Source organism: Nocardioides speluncae (genome assembly GCF_003121585.1).
Taxonomy (GTDB): Bacteria; Actinomycetota; Actinomycetes; order Propionibacteriales; family Nocardioidaceae; genus Nocardioides; species Nocardioides speluncae.
The window spans coordinates 273,914-295,739 of sequence record NZ_QEOO01000036.1 but is presented as its reverse complement, the minus strand read 5'-3'; the positions used below and the strand labels follow the sequence as shown (position 1 = coordinate 295,739).

The window sequence follows — 21,826 nt, the reverse complement described above, 5'->3', positions numbered from 1 at the left end:
TACCCGTGCGGGCGGTTTGGCCTCGGACGCCTTCGGGCGGCGTCACGCGGCTTGGCCGCGGCGCGCGCCAGCGGCGCGCAACCAACAGGGATGGCCATGCGCGCGACGCGCCGCCGCAGCGCCCGGAGGCGTCCGAGGTCGGGCCGCCCGCCCCATGCAGTGGTCTCGACAACGCCCGCCCGCTAGCGCTCGCTGCTCGACCAGCGACGGACCACCTCAGATGGCCAGGGTGGCCTTGTCGCGCAGGATGTTGCCGAGGACGCCGTTGACGAAGGTCGGCGACTCGTCGGTGGACAGGTCGCGGACCAGGACCATCGCCTCGGAGACCGCCACCGGGTCCGGGACGTCGTCGACGTACAGCAGCTCGAAGACGCCGAGCCGCAGCACGTTTCGGTCCACGGCCGGCATTCGCTGCAGCGTCCAGCCCTGGGCGTACGACGTCAGCAGCTCGTCGATCCGGGCCTGGTGCTCGACCACGCCGCGCACCAGAAACGAGGTGTAGTCGTTGGTCGGGCCCTCGCCGTCGGCGATCGCCCGGTCGAGCGCGTCGGTGGCGCTCTCCCCCCGCAGCTCCGAGGCATAGAGCAGGTCGAGTGCCCGCTTGCGGGCCTTGGAGCGCGAGGCCATCAGCTGGAGACGCGGCCCAGGTAGGAGGAGTCGCGGGTGTCGACCTTGATCTTCTCGCCGGTGGTGATGAACAGCGGGACCTGGATGGTGGCGCCGGTCTCGACGGTCGCCGGCTTGGTGCCGCCGGAGGAGCGGTCGCCCTGCAGGCCGGGCTCGGTGTAGGTGACCTCGAGCTCGACCGAGGCGGGCAGCTCGATGTAGAGGACCCGGCCCTCGTTGGTGGCGACGATCGCCTCCTGGTTCTCGAGCATGAAGTTCGAGGCGGTGCCGATGACCTCGGGAGAGACCTCGAGCTGGTCGTAGGTGCCGGTGTCCATGAAGACGTACGACGTACCGTCGTTGTAGAGGTACTGCATGGTCCGCTTGTCCACGTTGGCGGTCTCGACCTTGGTGCCGGCGTTGAAGGTCTTGTCCACGGTCTTGTTGGACTCGACGTTCTTCAGCTTCGTGCGGACGAAGGCCGGGCCCTTGCCGGGCTTGACGTGCTGGAACTCGATGACGGACCAAAGCTGGCCGTCGAGATTGAGAACCATGCCATTCTTGAGGTCGTTGGTCGTTGCCATGCGTGCGGAAACCTGTCTTTACTGACGTCGGGATGGTTAGCCGGTCCGTCGCCCGCGCCGAACAGAGGGTGGTGGGCAACGACCGGTCAGTCTAGCCGGACCTCGTAGTAACCCCGGCATCGGGAAACCGGGGGTTTGGGTCACAGACATTGTGGGGTGCCGGGGGGTACCTTCCCCGCACCAACGCGCCACCAGCGCTAAGGACAAACCAGAGCCACGAGCACGAGGTGAACATGAGCGGACAGCAGACCATGGTCTCTACGCCGACCAGTGCGCGCCGAATGCCGGCGGACCACGCTATTCATCAGGTCGCGGAGGGCCGGCACCGCCTCCCCCGCGTCTTCGGTACGCCGGCATTGGTAATGCTGGGACTCGGCGTCATGATCGGCGCCGGCATCTTCGGACTCTCGGGAAGACAAGCCGCCACCAACGCCGGGCCGGCCGTGATCGTGTCGTTCGCGATCGCCGCGCTCGTCTGCCTCCTCGCCGCCTTCAGCTTCGCCGAGCTCTCCTCGACGATTCCGGCAGCGGGAAGCGTCTACACGTTCAGCTACGTCGCAATCGGTGAGATCGGCGCCTGGCTGGTGGGCTGGGCGCTCATCTTGGAGCTGCTCGTGGCCGCCGCGCTCGTGGCACGGTTCTGGGCAACCTACCTGCTGGCCACGCTCGACGGGTTCGGGGTCGCAGTGCCGACCTGGGTCGCTGAGCACGCCCAGGCGGACCAGGGCGTCAACTGGGTGGCGTTCGCCACCGTGCTGGCCCTTGGTCTGCTGGTCGCGACCGGCACCAAGCTCTCGGCGCGGGTGCTGATCGTCGTCGTGATCGCCAAGGTCGCGGTGATCCTGTTCGTGATCGCCGTCGGTACGGCGTACGTCAAGGCCGACCACTACACCCCGTTCGTCCCGGAGCACGTCCAGGCAGCCGACGCCAGCAAGTCGGTGCTGGAGACCATGCTCGGGTCCTCGGGCTCCTTCGGCTGGCTGGGAGTCTTCAGCGCCGCCGCCGTCGTCGCCTTCGCCTACATCGGCTTCGACCTGATCGCCACCGCCGCCGAGGACGCGAAAGAGCCGCGGCGCAGCATTCCGCGCAGTATCTTCATCTCGCTGCTGATCGTGACCGTCCTGTACATCGCGATGGCCGCGGTGATGGTCGGGCTGCGGCCGTACTCCGAGCTCGCATCCGGAGCGCCGGTCTCCGACGCGCTGGCCGCGGCAGGCGTGGACTGGGCGGCCGACGTGGTCAACGTGGGCGCCGTACTCGCACTCACCACGGTGATCCTGGTGGTGCTGATCGCGCAGAGCCGGGTGCTCTTCGCGATGGGCCGCGACGGGCTGCTCCCGGCGCCGCTCGGCAGGATCAACCACTCCTTCACCGCGCCGACCAGCGCCGCCGCGGTCGCCTGCATCGCCGCGGCCGTGCTGGCGCTCTACCCGAAGCTGGTCAACCTCGAGGAGCTGCTGGTCATCGGCGCGCTCTTCTCGTTCCTGTTCTGCTCGCTCGCGGTGATGGTCCTGCGCTACACCCAGCCGGACCTCGAGCGAGGCTTCCGGGCACCGCTGGTGCCGCTACTCCCGCTGCTGTCGACCCTCGCCACGCTGTGGCTGATGCTCAACCTGACGGTGCCGACGTGGCGGAACTTCGCGATCTGGATGGCGATCGGCCTGCTCTTCTACGTCATCTACGGGCGGCGGCACAGCATCGTGGCGCAGGCGGTCCGGGCGTTCGAATGGGGCGACGCCGGCGCCGTCCCCCCGCGCCGGTCCGATGATGGCCGCGGCGGGAAGTACCACGGCACGCACCGCAAGTAGGCAGCAGCTTCAGTCGGCTGCCGCCAGCGCCTCCAGGGCCTGGCGGTAGCCGTCGATGCCCTGACCGGCGATGACCTGGGCCGCGTGCGGCGTGACCACGCTGGTGTGCCGGAACTCCTCGGGCCGCTGCGACGGGTCGGAGATGTGCACCTCCACCAGCGGCGCGGTCAGCTGGGCGCAGGCGTCGAAGATCGCCCACGAGTAGTGGGTCCACGCGGCCGCGTTGAGGACAATAGGCACAGCCGCATCGGCGGCCTCGTTGAGCCAGTCGAGCAGCTCACCCTCGTGATTGGTCTGCCGGACCTCCACGTCGAGGCCCAGCTCGGCGCCCCACTGCCGGCACAGCTCGGCAAGCTCGGCGTGGGTGGTGTGGCCGTAGATATCAGGCTGGCGGCGACCCAGGCGGCCCAGGTTGGGTCCGTTCAGGACCAGGACCTTGCTCATGCCCGGCCCACCATCGCGTCGTACGCCGCCCGCAGCAGCTCGTCGGACGGCCCAGCGAGGATCGCCGGCTCGGCGAGGCCGTCGAGGACCACGAACCGCAGCGTGTTGCCGCGTGCCTTCTTGTCGACCTTCATGCCGGCGTGCAGGTCGTCGTACGACGCACCGGCGTAGCCGGTCGGCAGGCCGACGGAACCGAAGGTCGCGGCGTGCCGGTCGGCGGTGGCGTCGTCGAGGCGGCCGGCCAGCCGAGCCAGCTCGGCCACGAAGACGCAGCCGATCGCGACCGCGTCGCCGTGCCGCATCGAGTAGGACTCGGCCCGCTCGATGGCGTGCGCCATCGTGTGCCCGTAGTTGAGCACCTCGCGGCCAGGCCAGCCAGCAGAGTCCGTCGTGGCGACTGTTTCTTTGAGGTCGGCGGTGACCACGTCGATCTTGACCTGGATGCTGCGCTCCACCAGCTCGCGCAGGACCGGACCGGCGGGGTCGAGCGCGGCCTCGGGGTCCTTCTCGACCAGCGTGAGGATCTCCGGGTCGGCGATGAAGCCGCACTTGATCACCTCACCCATGCCGCTGACCAGCTCCGGTCGCGGCAGCGTGGCGAGAGTGGCAAGGTCGCAGACCACTCCGGCCGGCTCGTGGAAGGAGCCGACCAGGTTCTTGCCGGCGCCGGTGTTGATCCCGGTCTTTCCACCGACCGCGGCATCGACCATGCCGAGCAGCGTGGTCGGCACGTGTACGACACGGACACCGCGCAGCCAGGTCGCCGCTACGAAGCCGCCGAGGTCGGTGGTCGCGCCGCCACCGAAGGTGACCACTGCGTCCGACCGGGTGAAGCCGGACTCGCCCAGCGCGTCCCAGCAGTCGGCGGCGATCGCGGCGGACTTGGCCTGCTCGCCCTCGGGCAGGCCGAGCGCGAGTACGTCGTACTCGGCGACCAGCGCCTCAAGCAGCGGCTGAGCGAGCTCGCCCAGGTCGGCGGCGTACAGGAAGGCGACCCGCTGCACCGAGTCCCCGAGCATCCCGACGACCTCGGCGTGCAGGTTGGTACCGATCAGGACGTGGTACGGCGCGGCGCCGGCGACGTGGAGGCGGCTCGTGTCGGCTGGCTCAGACATGGGCGGCGGCCTCGATCTGGCGGCGTACCTCGTCGGCCACGTCCTCCGGCGCTCGGCCGTCGGTGTCGACGACCAGCGTGGCGACCGACTCGTAGATCGGTGTGCGCTCATCGAGCAGCGCCTTGATCCGGCCGCGGACGTTGCCGAGCAGCAGCGGCCGCGAGGTGCCGAGCCCGACCCGCTTGACCGCGTCGGCTAGGCCGACCCGGAGGAAGACCACCGCGTGCCCGGCCAGCGCCTCCCGGGTCGCTGGGTCGAGCACCGCTCCCCCGCCCAGCGCGAGTACGCCCGTGTGCTCGGCGAGGGCTGCCGCGACCGCCGCGCGCTCGAGCGACCGGAAGTGCGCCTCGCCGTCGTCGACGAAGATCTCGGAGATCGGCTTGGCGGCGGTGGCCTCGACGTCGGCGTCGGTGTCGCGGACCTCGACGCCCCACGCCGTGGCGAGCAGGCGGGCGACCGTGGTCTTCCCGGCACCCATCGGCCCGATCAGCACGGCCAGCGGCCGTGGCGTCGGTGTACTCACCGGAACCTCAGCGTGTCCAGGTAGCTCTCGGCGTTGCGCCGGGTCTCGCGGACCGAGTCGCCGCCGAACTTCTCGACCACGGCCTCGGCCAGCACCAGCGCGACCATCGCCTCGGCGACGATGCCTGCAGCCGGAACCGCGCATACGTCCGAGCGCTGGTGGTGGGCCACGGCCGCCTCGCCAGTGGCCAGGTCGACGGTCCGCAGAGCACGCGGGACCGTGGCGATCGGCTTCATCGCGGCGCGTACCCGGAGGACTTCGCCGGTGCTCATGCCGCCCTCGGTGCCGCCCGAGCGACCCGACGTACGCCGGAGACCCTCGCTGGTCGGCACGATCTCGTCGTGCGCCTTGGAGCCCGGGTCGGCCGCGAGCTGGAAGCCGTCGCCGACCTCGACGCCCTTGATCGCCTGGATGCCCATCAGCGCACCGGCCAGCCGGGCGTCCAGGCGACGGTCCCAGTGCACGTGCGAGCCGAGGCCAGGTGGCAGCCCGTGGACCACGACCTCGACCACGCCGCCCAGTGTGTCGCCGTCCTTGTGGGCCTGGTCGATCGCCGCGACCATCTGCTTGCTGGCGTCCGGGTCCAGGCAGCGCACCGGGTCGGCGTCCAGTCGCGCGACGTCACCTGGCTCGGGCACCAGTCCGTACGGCGCGGGCACGCCGCCGAGCTCGACGACGTGCGAGACAACCTCGGCGCCGACCGCCTGCTGCAGGAAGTTGGTGGCGACCCGGCCGAGCGCGACCCGGGCCGCGGTCTCCCGGGCGCTGGCGCGCTCCAGGATCGGCCGGGCGTCTTCGAAGCCGTACTTCTGCATGCCGACCAGGTCGGCGTGGCCGGGCCGGGGCCGGGTCAGCGCCGCGTTGCGGGCCAGGGCGTCCAGCTCGACCGGGTCCACCGGGTCGGCCGACATCACCTTCTCCCACTTCGGCCACTCGGTGTTGCCGATCTGGATCGCCACCGGGCCGCCCTGGGTGAGTCCGTGTCGGACGCCGCCGATGACCGTGACCTGATCCTGCTCGAACTTCATCCGGGCGCCGCGGCCGTAGCCCAGCCGGCGTCGCGCGAGCGACTCCGCGATGTCGTTCGAGGTGACCTCGACGTGGGCGGGCAGACCCTCCAGGATCGCGACCAGGGACGGGCCGTGGGACTCGCCCGCGGTGAGCCAACGCAACATGGCGCCAGTCTTTCACGCGCCAGCCCACCGACCCGGCCGGTGTTCACGCACCAGCACGCCGACCCGGCCCGTCTTCACGCACCACCACGCCGACCCGGCCATTGGTCACGACCCCTGTGGCGACTCGAAGGTCCGCTGGCAGCGCGTGAACACAGGCCGGGTCGGCGTCGCCACACGTCAACACCGGCCGGGTCGGCATCGCTACGCGTCAACACGGGCCGGGTCGGCGTCGCTACGCGTCAACACGGGCCGGGTCGGCGTCGCTACGCGTCAACACCGGCCGGGTCGGCATCGCTACGCGTCAACACCGGCCGGGTCGGCGTCGCCCCGCGTCAACACCGGCCGGGTCGGCGTCGCCCCGCGTGAACACGGGCCGGGTCGGCGCAGGCCGCTATTCGAAGAGACTGCTCCAGATATCGGCACCGAAGAGCACGCCGAACAGCGCGCCGAGCAGCATGAACGGGCCGAAGGGGAAGTGCTTGGTCTCGGTGATCCGCAGGAGCCGCAGCGGGATCCAGCCGACAGTGCCGAGCAGGAAGGCTACCCAGATGCCGGTCATCAGCTCACCCCAGCCGAGGTAGCCCAGCGCGAGTCCGAGCAGCGCGGAGAGCCGGACGTCGCCGTACCCCATCGCGGCGGAGACGACCCACAGCACCCAGTAGAGCCCGAACGCGAGCAGCGACCCGCCGAACGCGGCGCCGAGTGCGGACCAGTCCTGGGTCGCTGCGGCCGAGATCACGACCAGGATCGCGACCAGGGCATAGGCCCGCAGGATCAGCCAGGTGGGCAGCAGCCAGGTGTGGAAGTCGATGACCGCCAGCGCGATCCCGACCGGCACCAGGAACACCAGGAAGGTGAGCGGCCACTCCCAGCCGACCGCGGCGCCCAGCAGACCACCGGCAACCAGCCCCGCCACGGTCGACTTCACGGCCAGCCGGGGCCGCGCCGCAATGTCGGCGTACGGCTCCTTGGGCTTGTCGAGCAGCTTGTCGGTGCGCGGCGTGTCCGCCTCGCCGACCAGGCCGTCCTGGCCGTCGGCAGGCGGTGCCTCCTCGGGCTCCGGCTCGGGCACGGCGGCGATCAGGCGCGGGACGAACGCCGAGGCGACCGCGCCCACTGCTGCCGCCACTGCGGCGGTGTCCAGGTTTGCGGCCCAGTCCATGGACGAACCCTACCCAGCGCGGGCGCCGCGCGAACGTCGTACGCCCGACCTCAGCCGGCTAGAGCGAGCTCTCCCGCCGACCGCATCGCGGCGAGTGGGGCCTCCTGGCCGGTGAACGCGGCGAACTGCAGGACCGCCTGATGAACCAACAGGTCCAGCCCGCCGACCAGGATCTGCTGGCTGACGCTGGCCGCCGTGGCCAGGGGCGTCGGCCACGGGTCGTAGAGCACGTCGAACACCACAGGTACGCCCGCGCACCGGGCGAGCAGGTCGGGGGTCTGAGCGGCCGCCGGCACCGTGGAGACGAGTACGTCGCCCTCCGCCGGCGCCAGCTCGAGCGGCGCCACCTCGACCGACGGTGTCGACGGGTGCCGGGTCGCCACCGCCAGCGTCTCCGCGGCCCGGCCGGCATCGCGCACCAGCAGGCGGAACGACGTGCAGCCCAGGTCCGTGAGCGCGAGCAGGGTCGACGCCGCAGTAGCGCCGCCGCCGAGGATGGTGGCGGAGCGGACCGGCCCGTCGTACCGCTCCCGGAGTGCGGCCGCCGCCCCGGGGACGTCGGTGTTGTCGGCGAGCATGCCGCGATCGCCGAGGACCAGGGTGTTGGCCGCTCCCGCAAGCACCGCCGTCTCGGAGAGGTCATCGGCGAGCGGAAGTACGGCGCGCTTCAGCGGCATCGTCAGCGACAGGCCGCGCCAGGAGTCGTCGAGCGACGCGAGGAACGCCGGCAGCTCCGCCTCGCCGACCCGGTGCGCGTCGTACTCCCAACCGAGCCCGAGAGCCGCATAGCCGGCGCGGTGCAGCACCGGCGACAGCGAGTGCGCGATCGGGTCACCGAGCACGCCGCAGCGGCGGGTACCGACCATCAGCAGTCGTAGTCCGGGTTGTCGGCGCACCACTCGTCGAGCTTCGCCCTGTTGGTCTCGTGGTCGGAGATCGACTGGGCGAAGAGAGTCTCCCCCGACTTCAGGTTGACCGCCACGAAGTAGCAGTAGCCCTCGTCGGTCGGATTCAGCGCAGCCTTGAGAGCCGCGAGGCCGGGTGCCGCAATCGGACCGGGCGGCAGGCCGTCGTGCTCATAGGTGTTGTACTCCGACTGGTTGTTGCGCATCTCGTCGGTGGTGAAGACGCTGCCGTTCTCGCCCTCGATGTAGTGGACGGTCGAGTCCATCTGCAGCCGGCCCTGCGGCACGCCCTGGTCCGAGCACGCCCCGCTCAACCGGTTCAGCGCCACCTCGGCGACGGCGGGCAGATCCTGCGGCCGCCGCACCTCCTTCTCGATGATGCTCGCCAGGATCACCAGCTCGTGCTCGGTGAGGTCGACCGAGCTGGCCTTGCTCACCGTCGATCCGGCCTCGTCCTTGAACTTCTTGACCATCTCTTGCAGCAGACCGGCCGCGGTCATGTCGGGCTTGACGTCGTAGGTGGACGGGAACAGGAACCCCTCCGGGTTGCCCTCGGCGTACGCCGGGAGGCCCAGGCCGGACCGCTTCTCGACGAGCTTGCGAAGCTCGGCCTCCTTGAAGTCGGTCTCCTTGGCGATCTTCTCGATCGTCTGCTCGACGGTGTAGCCCTCCGGGATCGTGACCCCGCTAGCGACGATGTTCTTCGGGTTGATCAGCACCGCCAAGGCGTCGGATGCCTTCATCTTCTTCTTCAGCTGGTAGTGGCCGACCTGGATGCCGCCCGAATCCGGGTTCTGGCTGGCGGCGTCGATGAAGGCATCCACCGAGGCGACCACACCGGCGGACTTCAACGTCCGGCCGATCGCGGCCGCGCTGTCGCCGGACTTGACCTCGACCATCACAGAGCCGGAGCCGGGGCCGGGGTAGTCGGGCGCGTCGGCGAACAGGCTGTTCCATGCGTCCATGCCCTTGCCGACCGCGAACCAGCCGGCGCCCACGAACAGACCGAGCACCAGGAGGACCACCAGCCAGCGGGCGCCACCGCCGCGCTTCTTCTTCGGCCTCCGACGGCGCGAACCGCCGCCCGAGGTGTCGGTTGCCGGATCGTTGCCGTAGTCGTCGTCGGACAGGAAGCTGCCCGACTCGTAGGCCGGCTCAGGCTCGGGGTCGTGCTGCTGCTGCTCGACGTACTGCTGCTGCTCGGCGTACTGCTGCTGCTGCTGGCGGGCCTGCTGTTCTTGGTATGCCTGCTGTTGCTCTTGGTATGCCCGCTGTTGCTCCTGGTAGGCCCGCTGTTGCTCTTGATAGGTCTGCTGTTCCTGGTACGCCTGCTGCTGCTCTTGGTAGGACCGCTGTTGCTCTTGGGCCTGCTGTTCCTGGTACGCCTTCAGTTCCTCGTAGGCCCGCCGTTCCCGGGCCGCCCGCCGCTGCTCGTAGGTCAGCTCTTCCTCGGCGGGATAGAGCGGCTCGCCGGTCATCGGGTCGAAGCGCGCTCCGGCAGGCGGGGACTGTGGTGCCGGCGGAGGGGGTGGCGGGGGTGGGGTGTAGGAGCCTGGACGGGCTCCAAACAGGGGGTCATCGGCGCCGTACTGGTCGTACTCGTTCGAGCCCAGCCCCAAGCCTTGTTCATCGAACGGCGAACGTTCGCTCACTTCGGCCCCTCCTCGACGATCTCCCCTGGCGCGCTCCCAGCACCGCGTTCGGTGTCCAGCGCCTGCTGAAGAATAAACACCGCAGCGGCCTGATCGACCACTGAGCGCCTTTTCTCACCCTTCTTCCCCCGGTCGCGGAGCATTGACTCTGCGCTGACTGTGGTCAGCCGCTCGTCGCACAGACGCACCGGCAACGGTGCCACCCGCCGGGCGAGAGCCGCAGCGAAATCGCGCACCTTCGCCGCCGCCGGGCCCTCTCGGCCGGACAGCGAGCGCGGTAGGCCCACCACGATCTCGAAGGCGTTCTCCTCCTCGGCGATCGCCGCGATCCGGGCCAGATCACCCTTGCCGCGGCGGACGGTCTCGACGGGTGTCGCCAGGAACCCTGACGGGTCACTGCGCGCCACCCCGATCCGGGCGTCGCCCGGGTCGATCCCCAACCGTACGCCGTGTCTCAAGAGGCCGCCCGGCGAACGACCTCAGCCTCGACCAACGCCAGGGCCTCATCGATCCGGCTGGCGTCGCTGCCACCGCCCTGCGCCACGTCGTCCTTGCCGCCGCCCTTGCCGCCCACCAGCGGCCCGACGGCGCGGACCAGTTCGTTCGCGCTGATTCCGCGCTCGCGTGCCTGGTCGTTGACGGCAGCGACCACCGACACCTTCCCGTCGGCCGCGCCAATCACGACCACCGCACCCGGGGCATCCCCGGGGAGCCGGCCGCGGATATCCAGGGCGAGCGTGCGTACGTCGCCACCGCCGGCGCCGTCGATCCGGTGGGCAACCACCTGAATCCCGCCGAGGTCCTTGGCGCCGGCCGCGATCTCGCCGGCCGCGGCAAGCAGCTGGGTCAGCCGCGCCCGCTCCAGCTCCTTCTCGGAGACCCGGAGCCGCTCGACCATCTCCTCGACCCGGCCGACGAGGTCGCCGGGCTGGGTCTTGAGCAGGCCGGTCAGCTGGGCGACAACGTCCCGCTCACGGGCCAGGTAGTCGAAGCCCTCGATGCCCACCAGCGCCTCGACCCGGCGGCTGCCGGAGCCGACCGAGGCCTCGCCGGTGACCACGACGGTGCCGATCTGCGAGGAGCGGTCCACGTGGGTGCCACCACACAGCTCACGCGACCACGGGCCGCCGATCTCGACCACGCGCACCTTCTGGTCGTCGTACGTCTCACCGAACAGCGCGATCGCGCCGGCGTCCTTGGCCTCGGTGAGCGTCATGTACTCCCAGCCGACCGGCAGGTCGGCGCGGAGCGCGGCGTTGGAGATGTGCTCGATGTCGCGGATCTGCTGCTCGGTGAGCGACTGGGTCCAGCCGAAGTCGAGGCGCAGGTACCCGGGCCGGTTGTAGGAACCGGACTGCAGCGCGCTCGGGCCGAGCACCTCCCGCAGCGCCGCGTGTACGACGTGGGTCCCGGAGTGCGCCTGGCGCGCTCCGGTGCGCCACTCGGGGTCGACCTGCGCGTGCAACGCGTGACCGCCCACGGTCGGGTGGAACTCGCCGTCGACGACCCGCACCTGGTGCACGACCAGGCCGCGCACCGGGCGCTGGACGTCGAGCACCTCGAGCCGGCCGCCGTCGAACTCGATGATCCCCGCGTCCGCGACCTGGCCGCCGGACTCCGCGTAGAACGGGGTGCGGTCCAGCACCAGCTCGCCGACCTCGCCGTTGCCGAGGACGGAGGTCTCCTTGCCGCCGCTGAGCAGCGCCAGCGGCCGGGACTCGGTCGCGAGGGTCTCGTAGGCCAGCCACTCGGTCGGCCCGTTCGCATCGAGGATGCCGCGGTAGACGCTGGTGTCGGCGTGCTGGCCCTTCTTCGCCTTGGCGTCGGCCTTCGCGCGCTCGCGCTGCTCGGCCATCAGCCTGCGGAAGCCCTCTTCGTCGACGCTCAGGCCCTGCTCGGCGGCCATCTCCAGGGTCAGGTCGATCGGGAACCCGTAGGTGTCGTGCAGCGCGAACGCCTTCGCGCCCTCCAGCCGGGTCTGGCCGCTCGCCTTCACCTCACCCGCCGCGAGGTCGAAGATCTGCGTGCCGGCCTGGAGCGTCTTGCGGAACGCCTCCTCCTCGGCGTACGCCACCCGCTGGATCCGCGCCCACTCGGCCTCGAGCTCGGGGTAGCCCGGCTTCATCAGCCCCTGGCTGACCGGCAGCAGCTCCGGGAGCGCGTGGTCGTCGTACCCGAGCAGGCGGACCGAGCGCACCGCGCGGCGCAGCAGCCGGCGCAGCACGTAGCCGCGCGCCTCGTTGCCCGGGGTGACGCCGTCGGCGATCAGCATCATCGAGGAGCGGACGTGGTCGGCGATCACCCGGAACCGGACGTCGTCCTCATGGTTGGCGCCGTACTTCTTGCCGGTGAGCTCCTGGGCCTTCTCGATGACCGGGAACATCACGTCGATCTCGTACATGTTCTGCTTGCCCTGCAGCAGGTACGCCACCCGCTCCAGGCCCATGCCGGTGTCGATGTTCTTCTTCGGCAGCGAGCCGGCGATGTCGAAGTCCTCCTTCGAACGGACCGCGCTCAGCTCGTCCTGCATGAAGACCAGGTTCCAGATCTCCAGGTAGCGGTCCTCGAGCTCGGTGGGCATCGAGGTGCGCGACGTGGTCGCGAACTCGCCATCGGGGCCGTACTCCGGGCCGCGGTCGTAGAGGATCTCCGAGCACGGGCCACCCGGACCCGGCACGCCCATCGACCAGTAGTTCTCCTTCGGGCCGAGCTTGACGATCCGGTCCTCGGAGAGCCCGGTGACCTTCGTCCAGAGCGCCAGCGCCTCGTCGTCGCCGTCGAGGACCGACGGCCAGAGCCGGCTCTCCTCCAGGCCGAAGCCGCCGTCGGCCTGGGACTTGGTCACCAGCTCCCAGCCGAGCCGGATCGCCTCCTCCTTGAAGTAGTCGCCGAAGGAGAAGTTGCCGCACATCTCGAAGAACGTGCCGTGACGGGTGGTCTTGCCGACGTCCTCGATGTCCGGCGTCCGCACGCACTTCTGGATGCTCACCGCGCGGTTGTACGGCGGCGTCTCCTGGCCGAGGAAGTACGGCTTGAACGGCACCATGCCGGCATTGACGAACAGCAGGTTGGGGTCGTCGAGCAGCAGCGAGGCCGAGGGTACGGCGGTGTGTCCGTTCTGCTCGAAGTGCGACACGAACCGGCGGCGGATCTCCGCGGTCTCCATCAGTTGCTGTCCTTCTTTCTTACTTCAAGTTCTGGAGTTCCATCAGGCACCAGGCCCAGGCGCTCACGCAACATGGTTTCGCTGGCAACGGCGCCGGCGACGTACTCATCACGGATCAGCCTGGCGCCCAGGCTCAGGCCGTGCAGCCGGTCCTTCGCGCCGTCGACCGTGAATATCTCGGCGGCTCTGCGGGCTCGGGTGGCGGCGTACACCCCGGCGCCGGCGCCGGCGAGGAACCAGAAGCCTCGTCTCACGCCGCGTCCTCACCGAGCCGTGCCCGCTGCCGGGCATGCAGCTCGCGACGCGCCTGCTTCAGCTCCTGCTTACGCTCCTTGCGGGCCCGCTTGACCTCGCGCTTCATCTCGAACCGGACCCGGTTGCGCACCTCCGGCGACAGCGCGCGGCGTACGCCGGCCGCGGCCGCCGCCGCCTTGACGACCGTCTCGCGCAGCACGATGTCCGCGAAGAGCCGGCCCTCGATCCGAGTCGCCGGCACCCGGTCCGCGCGGTCGATGTCGGTGATCACGAACTCGGCCGGCGGCCGGTCGGTCACCGCGCTCTGCAGGGCGAGAGCGTCGACCTTGGCGCGCAGCTCGGCCGCCTCCACCCGGGTCGCCGCCAGCTCGGCAGCAACCCGCCGTCGGTCCCTGACCGTCACCAGCAGGACGAGGAGTGCCAGCGCCACGAGCACCGCAAGGGCCCCTGGAACGATCCAGTCCGAATTCACAGTGCCCGACCATATCGCGGCGCTCACGTGTCGCGGCCCGACCCACGAATGATCCGCCGAATCCGCTCCCAGCGCTCCCTGACCGCGGCCTCCGCACCGAGGGTGGTCGGCTGGTAGTACCCGGCGTCGGCGACCACGTCAGGCGCGTACTGCTGCTCGGCGACGCCGTACGGCGCGTCGTGGCTGTAGACGTAGCCCTTGCCGTGGCCGAGGTCCTTCGCGCCGCCGTAGTGGGCATCACGGAGATGGCTGGGTACCGAGCCGATCTTGCCGGCGCGGACGTCGACGCTCGCGGCGTCGATCGCCTTGATCACGGCGTTCGACTTCGGGGCCACGGCCAGCGCGATGGTCGCCTGCGCGAGGTTCAGCCGGGCCTCCGGCATCCCGATCAGCTGTACCGCCTGGGCAGCGGCAACGGCGGTGGTCAGCGCCGTCGGGTCCGCGAGACCGATGTCCTCGCTGGCGAGGATCACCAGCCGGCGCGCGATGAACCGCGGGTCCTCCCCCGCCTCCATCATCCGGGCCAGGTAGTGGAGCGCCGCGTCCGCGTCGGACCCGCGGATCGACTTGATGAAGGCGCTGGTGACGTCGTAATGCTGGTCGCCCTGGCGGTCGTAGCGCACCGCCGCCTGATCGACCGCGGTCTCGGCCGTCTCCAGGTCGATGGCTCGTGCTTCGGTGGTCGAGCCTGTCGAGACCGACTCGGTCGCCCGCGCGGCCGCCTCCAGATAGGTCAGCGCGCGCCGCGCGTCGCCGCCGGCGAGGCGCACCAGGTGCTCGAGCGCGTCGTCGTCGAGGGTGTGCGCGCCGGCCAGGCCACGGTCGTCGACCAGCGCCTGCGCGATCACGGCGCGGATGCCATCGTCGTCGATCGACTCCAGCCGGAGCAGCAGAGAGCGCGACAGCAGCGGTGAGATCACCGAGAAGAACGGGTTCTCCGTCGTCGCCGCGACCAGCGTCACCCAGCGGTTCTCCACGCCGGGCAGCAGGGCGTCCTGCTGGGCCTTGCTGAACCGGTGCACCTCGTCGACGAACAGCACCGTCTCCCGGCCACCGCGCACCAGCTCGGCGCGGGCCTGGTCGATGGCGGCCCGGACCTCCTTCACACCGGCAGCCACCGCGGAGACCTCGACGAAGCGGCGGTCGGTCTGGTGGCTGACGATCGCAGCGATCGTGGTCTTGCCGGTGCCTGGCGGCCCCCAGAGCAGCAGCGACATCGAGTGGTCGCCCTCGACCAGCTGTCGCAGCGGGCTGCCCGGAGCCCGGAGCTGGTCCTGGCCGACCAGTTCGTCGAGCGTGCGCGGTCGCATCCGGACGGCGAGCGGCGCCGACGCTTGCGGGATCGCAGCGAGGGAGCCGCCTCCGGTCGGCGGCGTCGAACGGCTCTGCCGACTAGCGGGCAGGTCGAACAGTCCGTCCGCGGAGTCAGTCATGGACCCGACTATTTCATAGTGATGCCAGGGCAAATGAGAGGAGTGACTCCGAGCGCGACACGCGCTCGGGGTCACTCATCCCTGACTCATCAGCCCTTGGACATCGCCTGGTTCGGCAGGTCGAACCAGGTGTCCGCGAAGCCTGGCTGGTCCGCCGGTGCATCGATCGGAGTCACGCTCGGGTCCGGGTTGCCCTGGCTGTCGACGCCGAGCACACCGGCCGTGACCGGCTGCATCGGGTGCCGACCGAGCTCACCCGCGAAGTGACAGGCGACCTTGTGCCGCTTGCCGATCTGGAGCAGCGGCGGCTCCTGCTTCGCGCAGATCTCCTGCGCGAGCGGGCAGCGGGTCCGGAACCGGCAGCCCGACGGCGGGTTGATCGGGCTCGGGACGTCGCCCTCGAGCCGCATCCGGTCGCGCCGGCCACCGATCGCGGCCTGCTTGACGTCCGGTACGGCGGACAGCAGGGCCTGGGTGTACGGGTGGTGCGGCCGGTTGTAGAGCGTTTCGCGGTCGGCGACCTCGACGATCTTGCCGAGGTACATGACCGCGACCTCGGGGCAGAAGTGCCGGACGATGGCGAGATCGTGCGCGATGAAGAGGAACGCGATCCCGAACTCTTTCTGCAGGTCCTTGAGCAGGTTCACGACCTGAGCCTGGATCGACACGTCGAGCGCCGACACCGGCTCGTCGGCCACCAGCACCTTCGGGTGCAGGGTGAGTGCCCGGGCGATGCCGATGCGCTGACGCTGACCGCCCGAGAACTCGTGCGGGTAGCGGTTGTAGTGCTCCGGGTTGAGGCCGACGATCTCCAGCAGCTCCTGGACCCGGCCCAGGATCTTGTTGCGCGGCACCAGTTTGTGGATCGCCAGCGGGGCGCCGACGATCGAACCCACCGTGTGCCGCGGGTTCAGCGAGGTGTACGGGTCCTGGAAGATCATCTGGATCTCGCGACGGATCGGCTTGATCTCGCGCGGTGTGTACTTTGCGATGTCCTTGCCGTCGAAGTTGATCGACCCGCCGGTGGGCTTGTACAGCCGGGTGATCAACCGTCCGGTCGTCGACTTGCCACAGCCCGACTCCCCCACCAGGCCGAGCGACTCGCCCGCGCCGAGCTGGAAGGAGACGCCATCGACCGCCTGCACATGCCCGACGGTGCGCCGGATGATGCCGGACGACTTCACCGGGAAGTACATCTGCAGGTTCTCGACCTCGAGGATTGTCTCGCCCGGGGCCTTCTCCTCGGCCGCGGTGACGACCGTGCCTTCCTCGGCCTCCAGGTCCGCAGGCTTCTCCAGGTTCACGTCATCCATCATGACTCCTTGACCAGGTCCGGCGCGATCTCCGCCAGCACCTCGGTCTGATAGATCTCATCGGGGTTCGCCAGATGGCATCGCTTGGTGTGTCCCGGGCCGCGACCGCCCGGCAGCAGCTCGGGCAGCTCGGTCTTGCAGAGGTCGTCTGCAACCTTGTCCCGGTGCGGGCAGCGGGGGTGGAACGCGCAGCCCGACGGCGGGTTCAGCAGGCTCGGCGGGTTACCGGGAATCGGAATCAGCGGAGCGTCGGTGTCGCCGGTGACCTCGGGCACGCTGGACAGCAGTCCCCAGGTGTACGGCATCTCCGGGTGAGTCAGGATCTCCTTGCACGGGCCGTACTCGACCGCGCGCCCGGCGTACATCACGAGTACGTCGTCGGCCATCTCGGCCACCACACCCAGGTCGTGGGTGATGATGATGACGGCCGAGTTGAACTCCCGCTGGAGGTCCTGCAGCAGGTCGAGGATCTGTGCCTGCACGGTGACGTCCAGTGCGGTCGTCGGCTCGTCGGCGATCAGCAGACCGGGGTCGTTGATCAGGCCCATCGCGATCATGGCGCGCTGACGCATACCGCCGGAGAACTGGTGCGGATAGTCGTCGACCCGCCGGTCCGGCTGCGGGATGCCGACTCGAGCCAGCATCTCGACCGCCCGCGCTTTCGCGGCCGCCTTGGTCACGTCGTTGTGGACGCGGTAGGCCTCCGCGATCTGGTTGCCGACCGTGTAGTACGGGTGCATCGCCGACAGCGGGTCCTGGAAGATCATCGCGACGTCCTTGCCGCGCCGCTGCCGCATCTCCTCCTCGCTCAGCGAGAGCAGGTCCTCGCCGTCGAGAATGATCTCGCCGCTGATCTTCGCGTTGCTGCCGCTGTGCAGCCCGAGGATGGCCGAGCTGGAGACCGACTTGCCGGATCCCGACTCGCCGACGATGCCCAGCGTCTTCCCGCGTTCGAGGCTGAAGGAGAGCCCGTCGGTCGCCTTCACGATGCCGTCTTGGGTCGGGAAGTGCACCTTGAGGTCGCGCACCGAGAGGAAGGCGTCCTCGCCGGATCCGCTCTTGGTCAATGAGAACTCAGTCATCTTCCCGCCCTAGCCCAGCCGCACTCGTGGGTCGATCACGGCGTACAGCACGTCGACGATGATGTTGGCGATGATCACGAACGCCGCCAGCAGCACGACCAGCCCGATAATCGTTGGCAGGTCGTAGACCTTGTTCGCGTCGACCGCCAGCTTGCCCAGCCCGTTGAAGTTGAACACGGTCTCGGTGATGATCGCGCCGCCCATCAGGCCGGCGAAGTCCAGGCCGGTCATCGTGACCAGCGGGGTCAACGCCGCGCGCATGGTGTGCTTGAACAGCACGATCCGCGGGCGGACACCCTTGGCCTTGGCGGTCCTGATGTAGTCCTCGGTCATCGACTCCAGGACGAACGCCCTGGTCATGCGGACATACGCGGCCATGAAGACCGCCGCCAGCACGGCACCGGGCATGAGCAGGTGGTACAGCCATTCACCGATGCCGCCCTCGGCTATCGGTGTGTACACCGGTTTATCCCAGAGCCCCCACTTGATGGCGATGAACTTCAGCGCGAACAGGCCGATGAAGAATGTGGGGAAGGCATACAGGATCAGCGAGGCGCCAACCAGGCCCCGGTCCAGGATGCTTCCCTTGGTTAAGGCGGCTGTCACCCCGAGTAAGACGCCGCCGGTGAGCCAGATGATCAGAGCGACGATGGCCAGCGAGAGCGAGATCGGGAAGGTCTCAGCTATCTCCTCGTTCACCGTCTTGGTGTTGAAGGTCGAGTAGCCGAAGCACGGCGCATTGCACTCGGTGACGAGCTCGGGAGCGGCGGCCCGGAGCTCCGGGTCGTCCGGGTAGTCGCGGCCGACCGCGATGCCCTGGACGAAGTCCTTCCACTGGACCACCGCCGGCTTGTCGTAGCCGAGCGCCTTCTCCGTCTGCTTCTTGAGCTCCGGCGAGCAGTTCCTGCCGCAGGAGAACTGCACCGGATCCACCGGCGAGGCGAAGAACAACATGAACACCACCAGTGTCATCACCAGCAGCAAGATCACGCCCGCGAACAGACGGCGGACTAAATAGGCCAGCATCAGACTCCACTCCCACTAGGCCCTGGGTAGGACTGCCTGCGCTTGTGGCGGCTGCAGCCCTCATGGCTTTGACGACCGCATCGGCGACGCAGACGTCCTTGGGCTCATGTCCGGCCGGGCCGCCGTAACGACCCGGCCGGACACGAATACTGCTTTGAACTACCTGGATTGACTAGCTGGTCACTCAGTGACGCCGATCAGACCAAGGTCCGGCTGCTCCGCCGAGGCAGGCGTGACGTGGAAGTCAACATCCGAGCCCCAGGCGTAATTGAACAGCGCGTTCTCGAGCGGGAAGTAGACCACGTCGTTGGCGAGGATCGTGTCCGCCTTCCTGGTAGGCCTTGTCCCGTGCCGCGTCGTCACCGGCACCGGCAGCGATCGATGCCTCGTCGAGCTTCTTGTTGAACTCGTCGCCGCGGTACTTGCCGTAGTCCTGGCCGAGCGAGCCGCCCTGGATGTTGGCCCGCGAGTCGAACAGCGGCGGGAGCACGGTCGACGGCGAGTTCCAGTCAGCACCCCAACCGGCCCAGCCGATCTCGTAGTCGTGGTCGGGCTTCTGGATGTTGGTGTAGTAGACGTCGCCCTCAGGCTTGAGCTCCACCTCGAACAGACCGGAGCTGTTCCACGAGTCCTGCAGCGCGGCGGCCTGCTTGTCAGCGCCCTCGCTCTGCGGGTACTGCAGGCTGACCTTTACCGGAGTGTCGATGCCGGCGTCCTCGAGGATCGTCTTCGCCTGGTCGGCGTCACCGCTCGGCGGCACGTCCTTCCAGACCGAGTTCGGGGCGTAGCCGGGGACGTTCGGGTTGATGATCGAGTCCGCGATCTTGTACGACCGCTCGCCACCACTCGCGTTGATCCAGGCCTCACGGTCGGTCGATACCGCCAGCGCCTGGCGGAGTGCCGGGTCCAGCTTCTCGGTGTTGAACCACAGGTAGTCGATGAACGGGCTCGCCACGTTCAGGTACCGGTCCTCGGGGATCTCGTTCCCAATCTGGCTGAACATCGACGCCGGGAGCCGGTTGAAGCTGATCGTCGTCTTGGCCGGTCCGGCGTCGGCGATGATCTCCTCGTAGGTGGTCTCCGCCTTGTCACCGAGCTGGAAGACGATCTTGTCCGGCAGCGCCTTGCGGGTGCCGGTGTCGTCGGCTCCGTAGTTCTCGTTCTGGACCAGCGTGCCGCCGGACTCCTTGTCCCACTCGCCCTCGAGCTTGTAGGGGCCGTTGGAGAAGATCTCCAGGTTGGACTTGTCGCCCTTGTCCTGGTCCGCCCGGTACGGCGCAGCGAAGTGCAGGGCCGCAACCGCGAGGTTGAAGTCGGGCCACGACTTGTTGAAGCGGTAGGTGATCGTGTTGCCGTCGCAGGTGACGGCCTTGTCGTACAGGTCCTGACCCTTCTCGGTGTACGGACCCGAGTACTCCGGCGCACCCTCGGCGGCGCCGGGGATGTCGGTGAAGCTCAGCGGGTAGAACGATGGCCCGCCGGTGATCACGTCGGTGGCGAAGTTACGGGAGTAGCCGTACCTGAAGTCCTCACAGGTGACCGCCTCGCCGTCCTCCCACTTCACGTCATCGCGAATGGTGAACGACCACTCCTTGCCGCCGGCCGCCATCGTCCCGGTGTCGGTCGCGATGTCCGGGATGGGGGCCGGGTCGTCGGTAGTGCTCTGCGTCAGCAGGCCACGGGTGACGGTCCGGGCCAGCATGTTGATGTGCAGACCGATGTAGGTCCGGTGGGGGTCGAGGTGCTCGATTGCGTCCTCGGCCTTGACGTACAGAGTGCCGCCCTTGCCTGCGGTGCCGCCGGGGCCGTCGCCGTTGTCGCCTTCGTCGCCGCCACAGGCGGCGAGCGTCGTCGACAACATGACGATCCCTGCAGTCGCGGCCAAGGCCCGCTTGGTAATTCTGGCCATTGCCTCTCCTTTGATGCGTGCGGGCCCGTCGCCCGTCACCTGGACACGTGCCGGCTGGTGCCGGCCATGCCACGTCTTCATTTGGATATCTACTTGCTGGTTTCTCAGCCCGAGACTGTGTTGACGACTGCTACCTGTTGCCTTTCGGGTCGAGCGCGTCCCGGATGCCGTCTCCGAGAAGGTTGAAGCTCACCACGATGACCATGATCAGGAAGGCCGGGAAGAGGAAGAACAGGAAGGCGCTGGTGGCGTAGTCGTCGGACGCGGTCAGCAGGTTGCCGAGGGTCGGGGTCGGCGGCTTGATGCCGACTCCGAGGAAGTTGAGCGCGGCCTCAGCCGAGACGTAGGTCGGCATCGTGATCGTGAAGATCACCAGCACCGGCGCCCAGAGGTTGGGCAGGATCTCCTTGAAGTACAGCCTGAACTTGGAAGCGCCGATCAGCTTCGCCGCCTCGACGAACTCGCGCTCGCGCAGCGAGAGCACCTGCCCGCGCACCAGGCGCGCGACGTAGGGCCAGCCGAACACCCCGAGGACGAGCACCACATAGAGGCCGTTGACGAAGCTCTTGTTGGGACCGGACGGCACGTGCAGGGTCTCATCGAGGAAGACCACACCCGGGCTGGACAGCGCCAGCAGCATCAGCGTGACCGGGAACGACAGCACCAGGTCGATGCACCGGCCGATGGCGGCGTCAACGAAGCCACCGCTCGCGCCGGCGACGATGCCCACGGCGGTGCCGACGGTCACGGTGAAGAGGGCTCCCGAGATGGCGATGGCCAGCGAGAAGGTGATGCCGTACCACATCCGGGAGAGCACATCGCGGCCGGTGCCGGGCTCGACGCCGAGCCAGTGGTCACCGGAGATTCCGCCCCACTTGCCCGTCGCCAGCCCGGTCGACGGGTCGATCAGCTGCCCGGTCCTGCTGGTGTTGTGGAACGAGGTCGGGTCCAGGAAGCCGGACATGACCAGGAACGGCGCCATAATGCCCGCGATGAAGACCAGGGCGACCACGGTGAACGCGGCCATGGACAGCTTGTCCTTGCGGAATCGTGCCAGCGCCAGCTGGGTCGGAGACCGGCCCGCAACCTTTGTCGCTAGCGAATCGCCCTCAGGGTGCTCCTCAATCGCATGTGTCTCCAGATCGGAGAGAGTGCTGCTCATGGTCACCTCGTCGGCGGTCGTCGTTCGGGATGGT

The 21,826-nt window shown here is 69.0% G+C and carries 20 protein-coding genes; 1 reads left to right on the top strand and 19 read right to left on the bottom strand.

The features are described 5' to 3' along the window. Positions 1–216 precede the first annotated feature (216 nt). On the bottom strand, positions 217–627 hold the full coding sequence (gene nusB / locus DDV73_RS19280; protein ID WP_109508868.1) for a transcription antitermination factor NusB: 411 nt from the start codon (positions 625–627) through the stop codon (positions 217–219). Continuing rightward, positions 627–1,190, bottom strand: coding sequence for an elongation factor P (gene efp, locus DDV73_RS19275; RefSeq protein ID WP_109508867.1), 564 nt, complete (start codon positions 1,188–1,190; stop codon positions 627–629). Before efp ends, nusB begins: the two co-directional genes overlap by 1 nt. Positions 1,191–1,423: 233 nt before the next feature. On the opposite strand from efp, the gene DDV73_RS19270 reads away from it, so the two are divergent. Beyond that, positions 1,424–2,998 (top strand): amino acid permease, encoded by a 1,575-nt coding sequence (locus DDV73_RS19270; protein WP_240617367.1) that lies wholly within the window; start codon positions 1,424–1,426, stop codon positions 2,996–2,998. Between the two features lie 9 nt (positions 2,999–3,007). Here the strand turns inward: DDV73_RS19270 and DDV73_RS19265 are convergent, their stop codons facing one another. The 17 genes from DDV73_RS19265 to DDV73_RS19185 all read right to left on the bottom strand — a co-directional run bounded on the left by DDV73_RS19265 (position 3,008) and on the right by DDV73_RS19185 (position 21,792). Continuing rightward, positions 3,008–3,442 (bottom strand): type II 3-dehydroquinate dehydratase, encoded by a 435-nt coding sequence (locus DDV73_RS19265; RefSeq protein WP_109508866.1) that lies wholly within the window; start codon positions 3,440–3,442, stop codon positions 3,008–3,010. Continuing rightward, on the bottom strand, positions 3,439–4,557 hold the full coding sequence (aroB, locus tag DDV73_RS19260; RefSeq protein ID WP_109508865.1) for a 3-dehydroquinate synthase: 1,119 nt from the start codon (positions 4,555–4,557) through the stop codon (positions 3,439–3,441). The genes DDV73_RS19265 and aroB overlap by 4 nt, the downstream gene beginning before the upstream one ends. Further along, positions 4,550–5,035 carry a shikimate kinase gene (locus DDV73_RS19255; RefSeq protein ID WP_109508981.1) on the bottom strand — a complete coding sequence of 162 codons (486 nt, stop codon included), beginning with the start codon at positions 5,033–5,035 and terminating at the stop codon, positions 4,550–4,552. The genes aroB and DDV73_RS19255 overlap by 8 nt, the downstream gene beginning before the upstream one ends. A gap of 41 nt (positions 5,036–5,076) precedes the next feature. Continuing rightward, positions 5,077–6,255: a chorismate synthase gene (gene aroC, locus DDV73_RS19250; RefSeq protein WP_109508864.1), complete on the bottom strand. Its 1,179-nt coding sequence runs from the start codon at positions 6,253–6,255 to the stop codon at positions 5,077–5,079. 391 nt (positions 6,256–6,646) lie between these two features. Next, entirely contained in the window at positions 6,647–7,417 is a 771-nt protein-coding gene (locus tag DDV73_RS19245; protein ID WP_109508863.1) for a prepilin peptidase, read from the bottom strand. A 50-nt stretch (positions 7,418–7,467) separates the two neighbouring features. Beyond that, positions 7,468–8,283, bottom strand: coding sequence for a shikimate dehydrogenase (locus DDV73_RS19240; protein WP_109508862.1), 816 nt, complete (start codon positions 8,281–8,283; stop codon positions 7,468–7,470). Further along, the gene (mltG, locus tag DDV73_RS19235) at positions 8,283–9,800 is read right to left on the bottom strand and encodes an endolytic transglycosylase MltG (RefSeq protein WP_109508861.1); all 1,518 of its coding nucleotides are present in this window, start codon (positions 9,798–9,800) and stop codon (positions 8,283–8,285) included. The genes DDV73_RS19240 and mltG overlap by 1 nt, the downstream gene beginning before the upstream one ends. A gap of 170 nt (positions 9,801–9,970) precedes the next feature. Then, positions 9,971–10,432: a Holliday junction resolvase RuvX gene (gene ruvX / locus DDV73_RS19230; RefSeq protein ID WP_109508860.1), complete on the bottom strand. Its 462-nt coding sequence runs from the start codon at positions 10,430–10,432 to the stop codon at positions 9,971–9,973. Next, positions 10,429–13,140, bottom strand: coding sequence for an alanine--tRNA ligase (alaS, locus tag DDV73_RS19225; protein WP_109508859.1), 2,712 nt, complete (start codon positions 13,138–13,140; stop codon positions 10,429–10,431). The genes ruvX and alaS overlap by 4 nt, the downstream gene beginning before the upstream one ends. Then, complete coding sequence (locus tag DDV73_RS19220) at positions 13,140–13,394, bottom strand: DUF6167 family protein (RefSeq protein WP_109508858.1); 255 nt, start codon at positions 13,392–13,394, stop codon at positions 13,140–13,142. Before DDV73_RS19220 ends, alaS begins: the two co-directional genes overlap by 1 nt. Then, the gene (locus DDV73_RS19215) at positions 13,391–13,867 is read right to left on the bottom strand and encodes a hypothetical protein (protein ID WP_154402817.1); all 477 of its coding nucleotides are present in this window, start codon (positions 13,865–13,867) and stop codon (positions 13,391–13,393) included. Before DDV73_RS19215 ends, DDV73_RS19220 begins: the two co-directional genes overlap by 4 nt. Positions 13,868–13,890: 23 nt before the next feature. Further along, complete coding sequence (locus DDV73_RS19210) at positions 13,891–15,300, bottom strand: replication-associated recombination protein A (RefSeq protein ID WP_109508856.1); 1,410 nt, start codon at positions 15,298–15,300, stop codon at positions 13,891–13,893. Between the two features lie 89 nt (positions 15,301–15,389). Beyond that, on the bottom strand, positions 15,390–16,613 hold the full coding sequence (locus DDV73_RS19205) for an ABC transporter ATP-binding protein (RefSeq protein ID WP_109508855.1): 1,224 nt from the start codon (positions 16,611–16,613) through the stop codon (positions 15,390–15,392). Next, complete coding sequence (locus DDV73_RS19200) at positions 16,613–17,695, bottom strand: ABC transporter ATP-binding protein (protein ID WP_109508854.1); 1,083 nt, start codon at positions 17,693–17,695, stop codon at positions 16,613–16,615. The genes DDV73_RS19205 and DDV73_RS19200 overlap by 1 nt, the downstream gene beginning before the upstream one ends. A 9-nt stretch (positions 17,696–17,704) precedes the next feature. Then, positions 17,705–18,721 (bottom strand): ABC transporter permease, encoded by a 1,017-nt coding sequence (locus tag DDV73_RS19195; protein ID WP_109508853.1) that lies wholly within the window; start codon positions 18,719–18,721, stop codon positions 17,705–17,707. Positions 18,722–18,965: 244 nt separating this feature from the next. After that, a complete protein-coding gene (locus DDV73_RS19190) occupies positions 18,966–20,630 on the bottom strand; it encodes an ABC transporter substrate-binding protein (protein ID WP_161962462.1) in 1,665 nt (554 codons plus the stop codon). A gap of 130 nt (positions 20,631–20,760) precedes the next feature. Next, complete coding sequence (locus tag DDV73_RS19185) at positions 20,761–21,792, bottom strand: ABC transporter permease (protein ID WP_109508980.1); 1,032 nt, start codon at positions 21,790–21,792, stop codon at positions 20,761–20,763. Positions 21,793–21,826: the final 34 nt, after the last annotated feature.

Coding starts and splice junctions, on each gene's coding strand:
- nusB (WP_109508868.1), bottom strand. CDS start 627: ATGGCCTCGCGCTCCAAGGCCCGCAAGCGGGCACTCGACCTGCTCTAT.
- efp (WP_109508867.1), bottom strand. CDS start 1,190: ATGGCAACGACCAACGACCTCAAGAATGGCATGGTTCTCAATCTCGAC.
- DDV73_RS19270 (WP_240617367.1), top strand. CDS start 1,424: ATGAGCGGACAGCAGACCATGGTCTCTACGCCGACCAGTGCGCGCCGA.
- DDV73_RS19265 (WP_109508866.1), bottom strand. CDS start 3,442: ATGAGCAAGGTCCTGGTCCTGAACGGACCCAACCTGGGCCGCCTGGGT.
- aroB (WP_109508865.1), bottom strand. CDS start 4,557: ATGTCTGAGCCAGCCGACACGAGCCGCCTCCACGTCGCCGGCGCCGCG.
- DDV73_RS19255 (WP_109508981.1), bottom strand. CDS start 5,035: ATGGGTGCCGGGAAGACCACGGTCGCCCGCCTGCTCGCCACGGCGTGG.
- aroC (WP_109508864.1), bottom strand. CDS start 6,255: ATGTTGCGTTGGCTCACCGCGGGCGAGTCCCACGGCCCGTCCCTGGTC.
- DDV73_RS19245 (WP_109508863.1), bottom strand. CDS start 7,417: ATGGACTGGGCCGCAAACCTGGACACCGCCGCAGTGGCGGCAGCAGTG.
- DDV73_RS19240 (WP_109508862.1), bottom strand. CDS start 8,283: ATGGTCGGTACCCGCCGCTGCGGCGTGCTCGGTGACCCGATCGCGCAC.
- mltG (WP_109508861.1), bottom strand. CDS start 9,800: ATGACCGGCGAGCCGCTCTATCCCGCCGAGGAAGAGCTGACCTACGAG.
- alaS (WP_109508859.1), bottom strand. CDS start 13,140: ATGGAGACCGCGGAGATCCGCCGCCGGTTCGTGTCGCACTTCGAGCAG.
- DDV73_RS19210 (WP_109508856.1), bottom strand. CDS start 15,300: ATGACTGACTCCGCGGACGGACTGTTCGACCTGCCCGCTAGTCGGCAG.
- DDV73_RS19205 (WP_109508855.1), bottom strand. CDS start 16,613: ATGGATGACGTGAACCTGGAGAAGCCTGCGGACCTGGAGGCCGAGGAA.
- DDV73_RS19200 (WP_109508854.1), bottom strand. CDS start 17,695: ATGACTGAGTTCTCATTGACCAAGAGCGGATCCGGCGAGGACGCCTTC.
- DDV73_RS19195 (WP_109508853.1), bottom strand. CDS start 18,721: ATGCTGGCCTATTTAGTCCGCCGTCTGTTCGCGGGCGTGATCTTGCTG.
- DDV73_RS19190 (WP_161962462.1), bottom strand. CDS start 20,630: ATGGCCAGAATTACCAAGCGGGCCTTGGCCGCGACTGCAGGGATCGTC.
- DDV73_RS19185 (WP_109508980.1), bottom strand. CDS start 21,792: ATGAGCAGCACTCTCTCCGATCTGGAGACACATGCGATTGAGGAGCAC.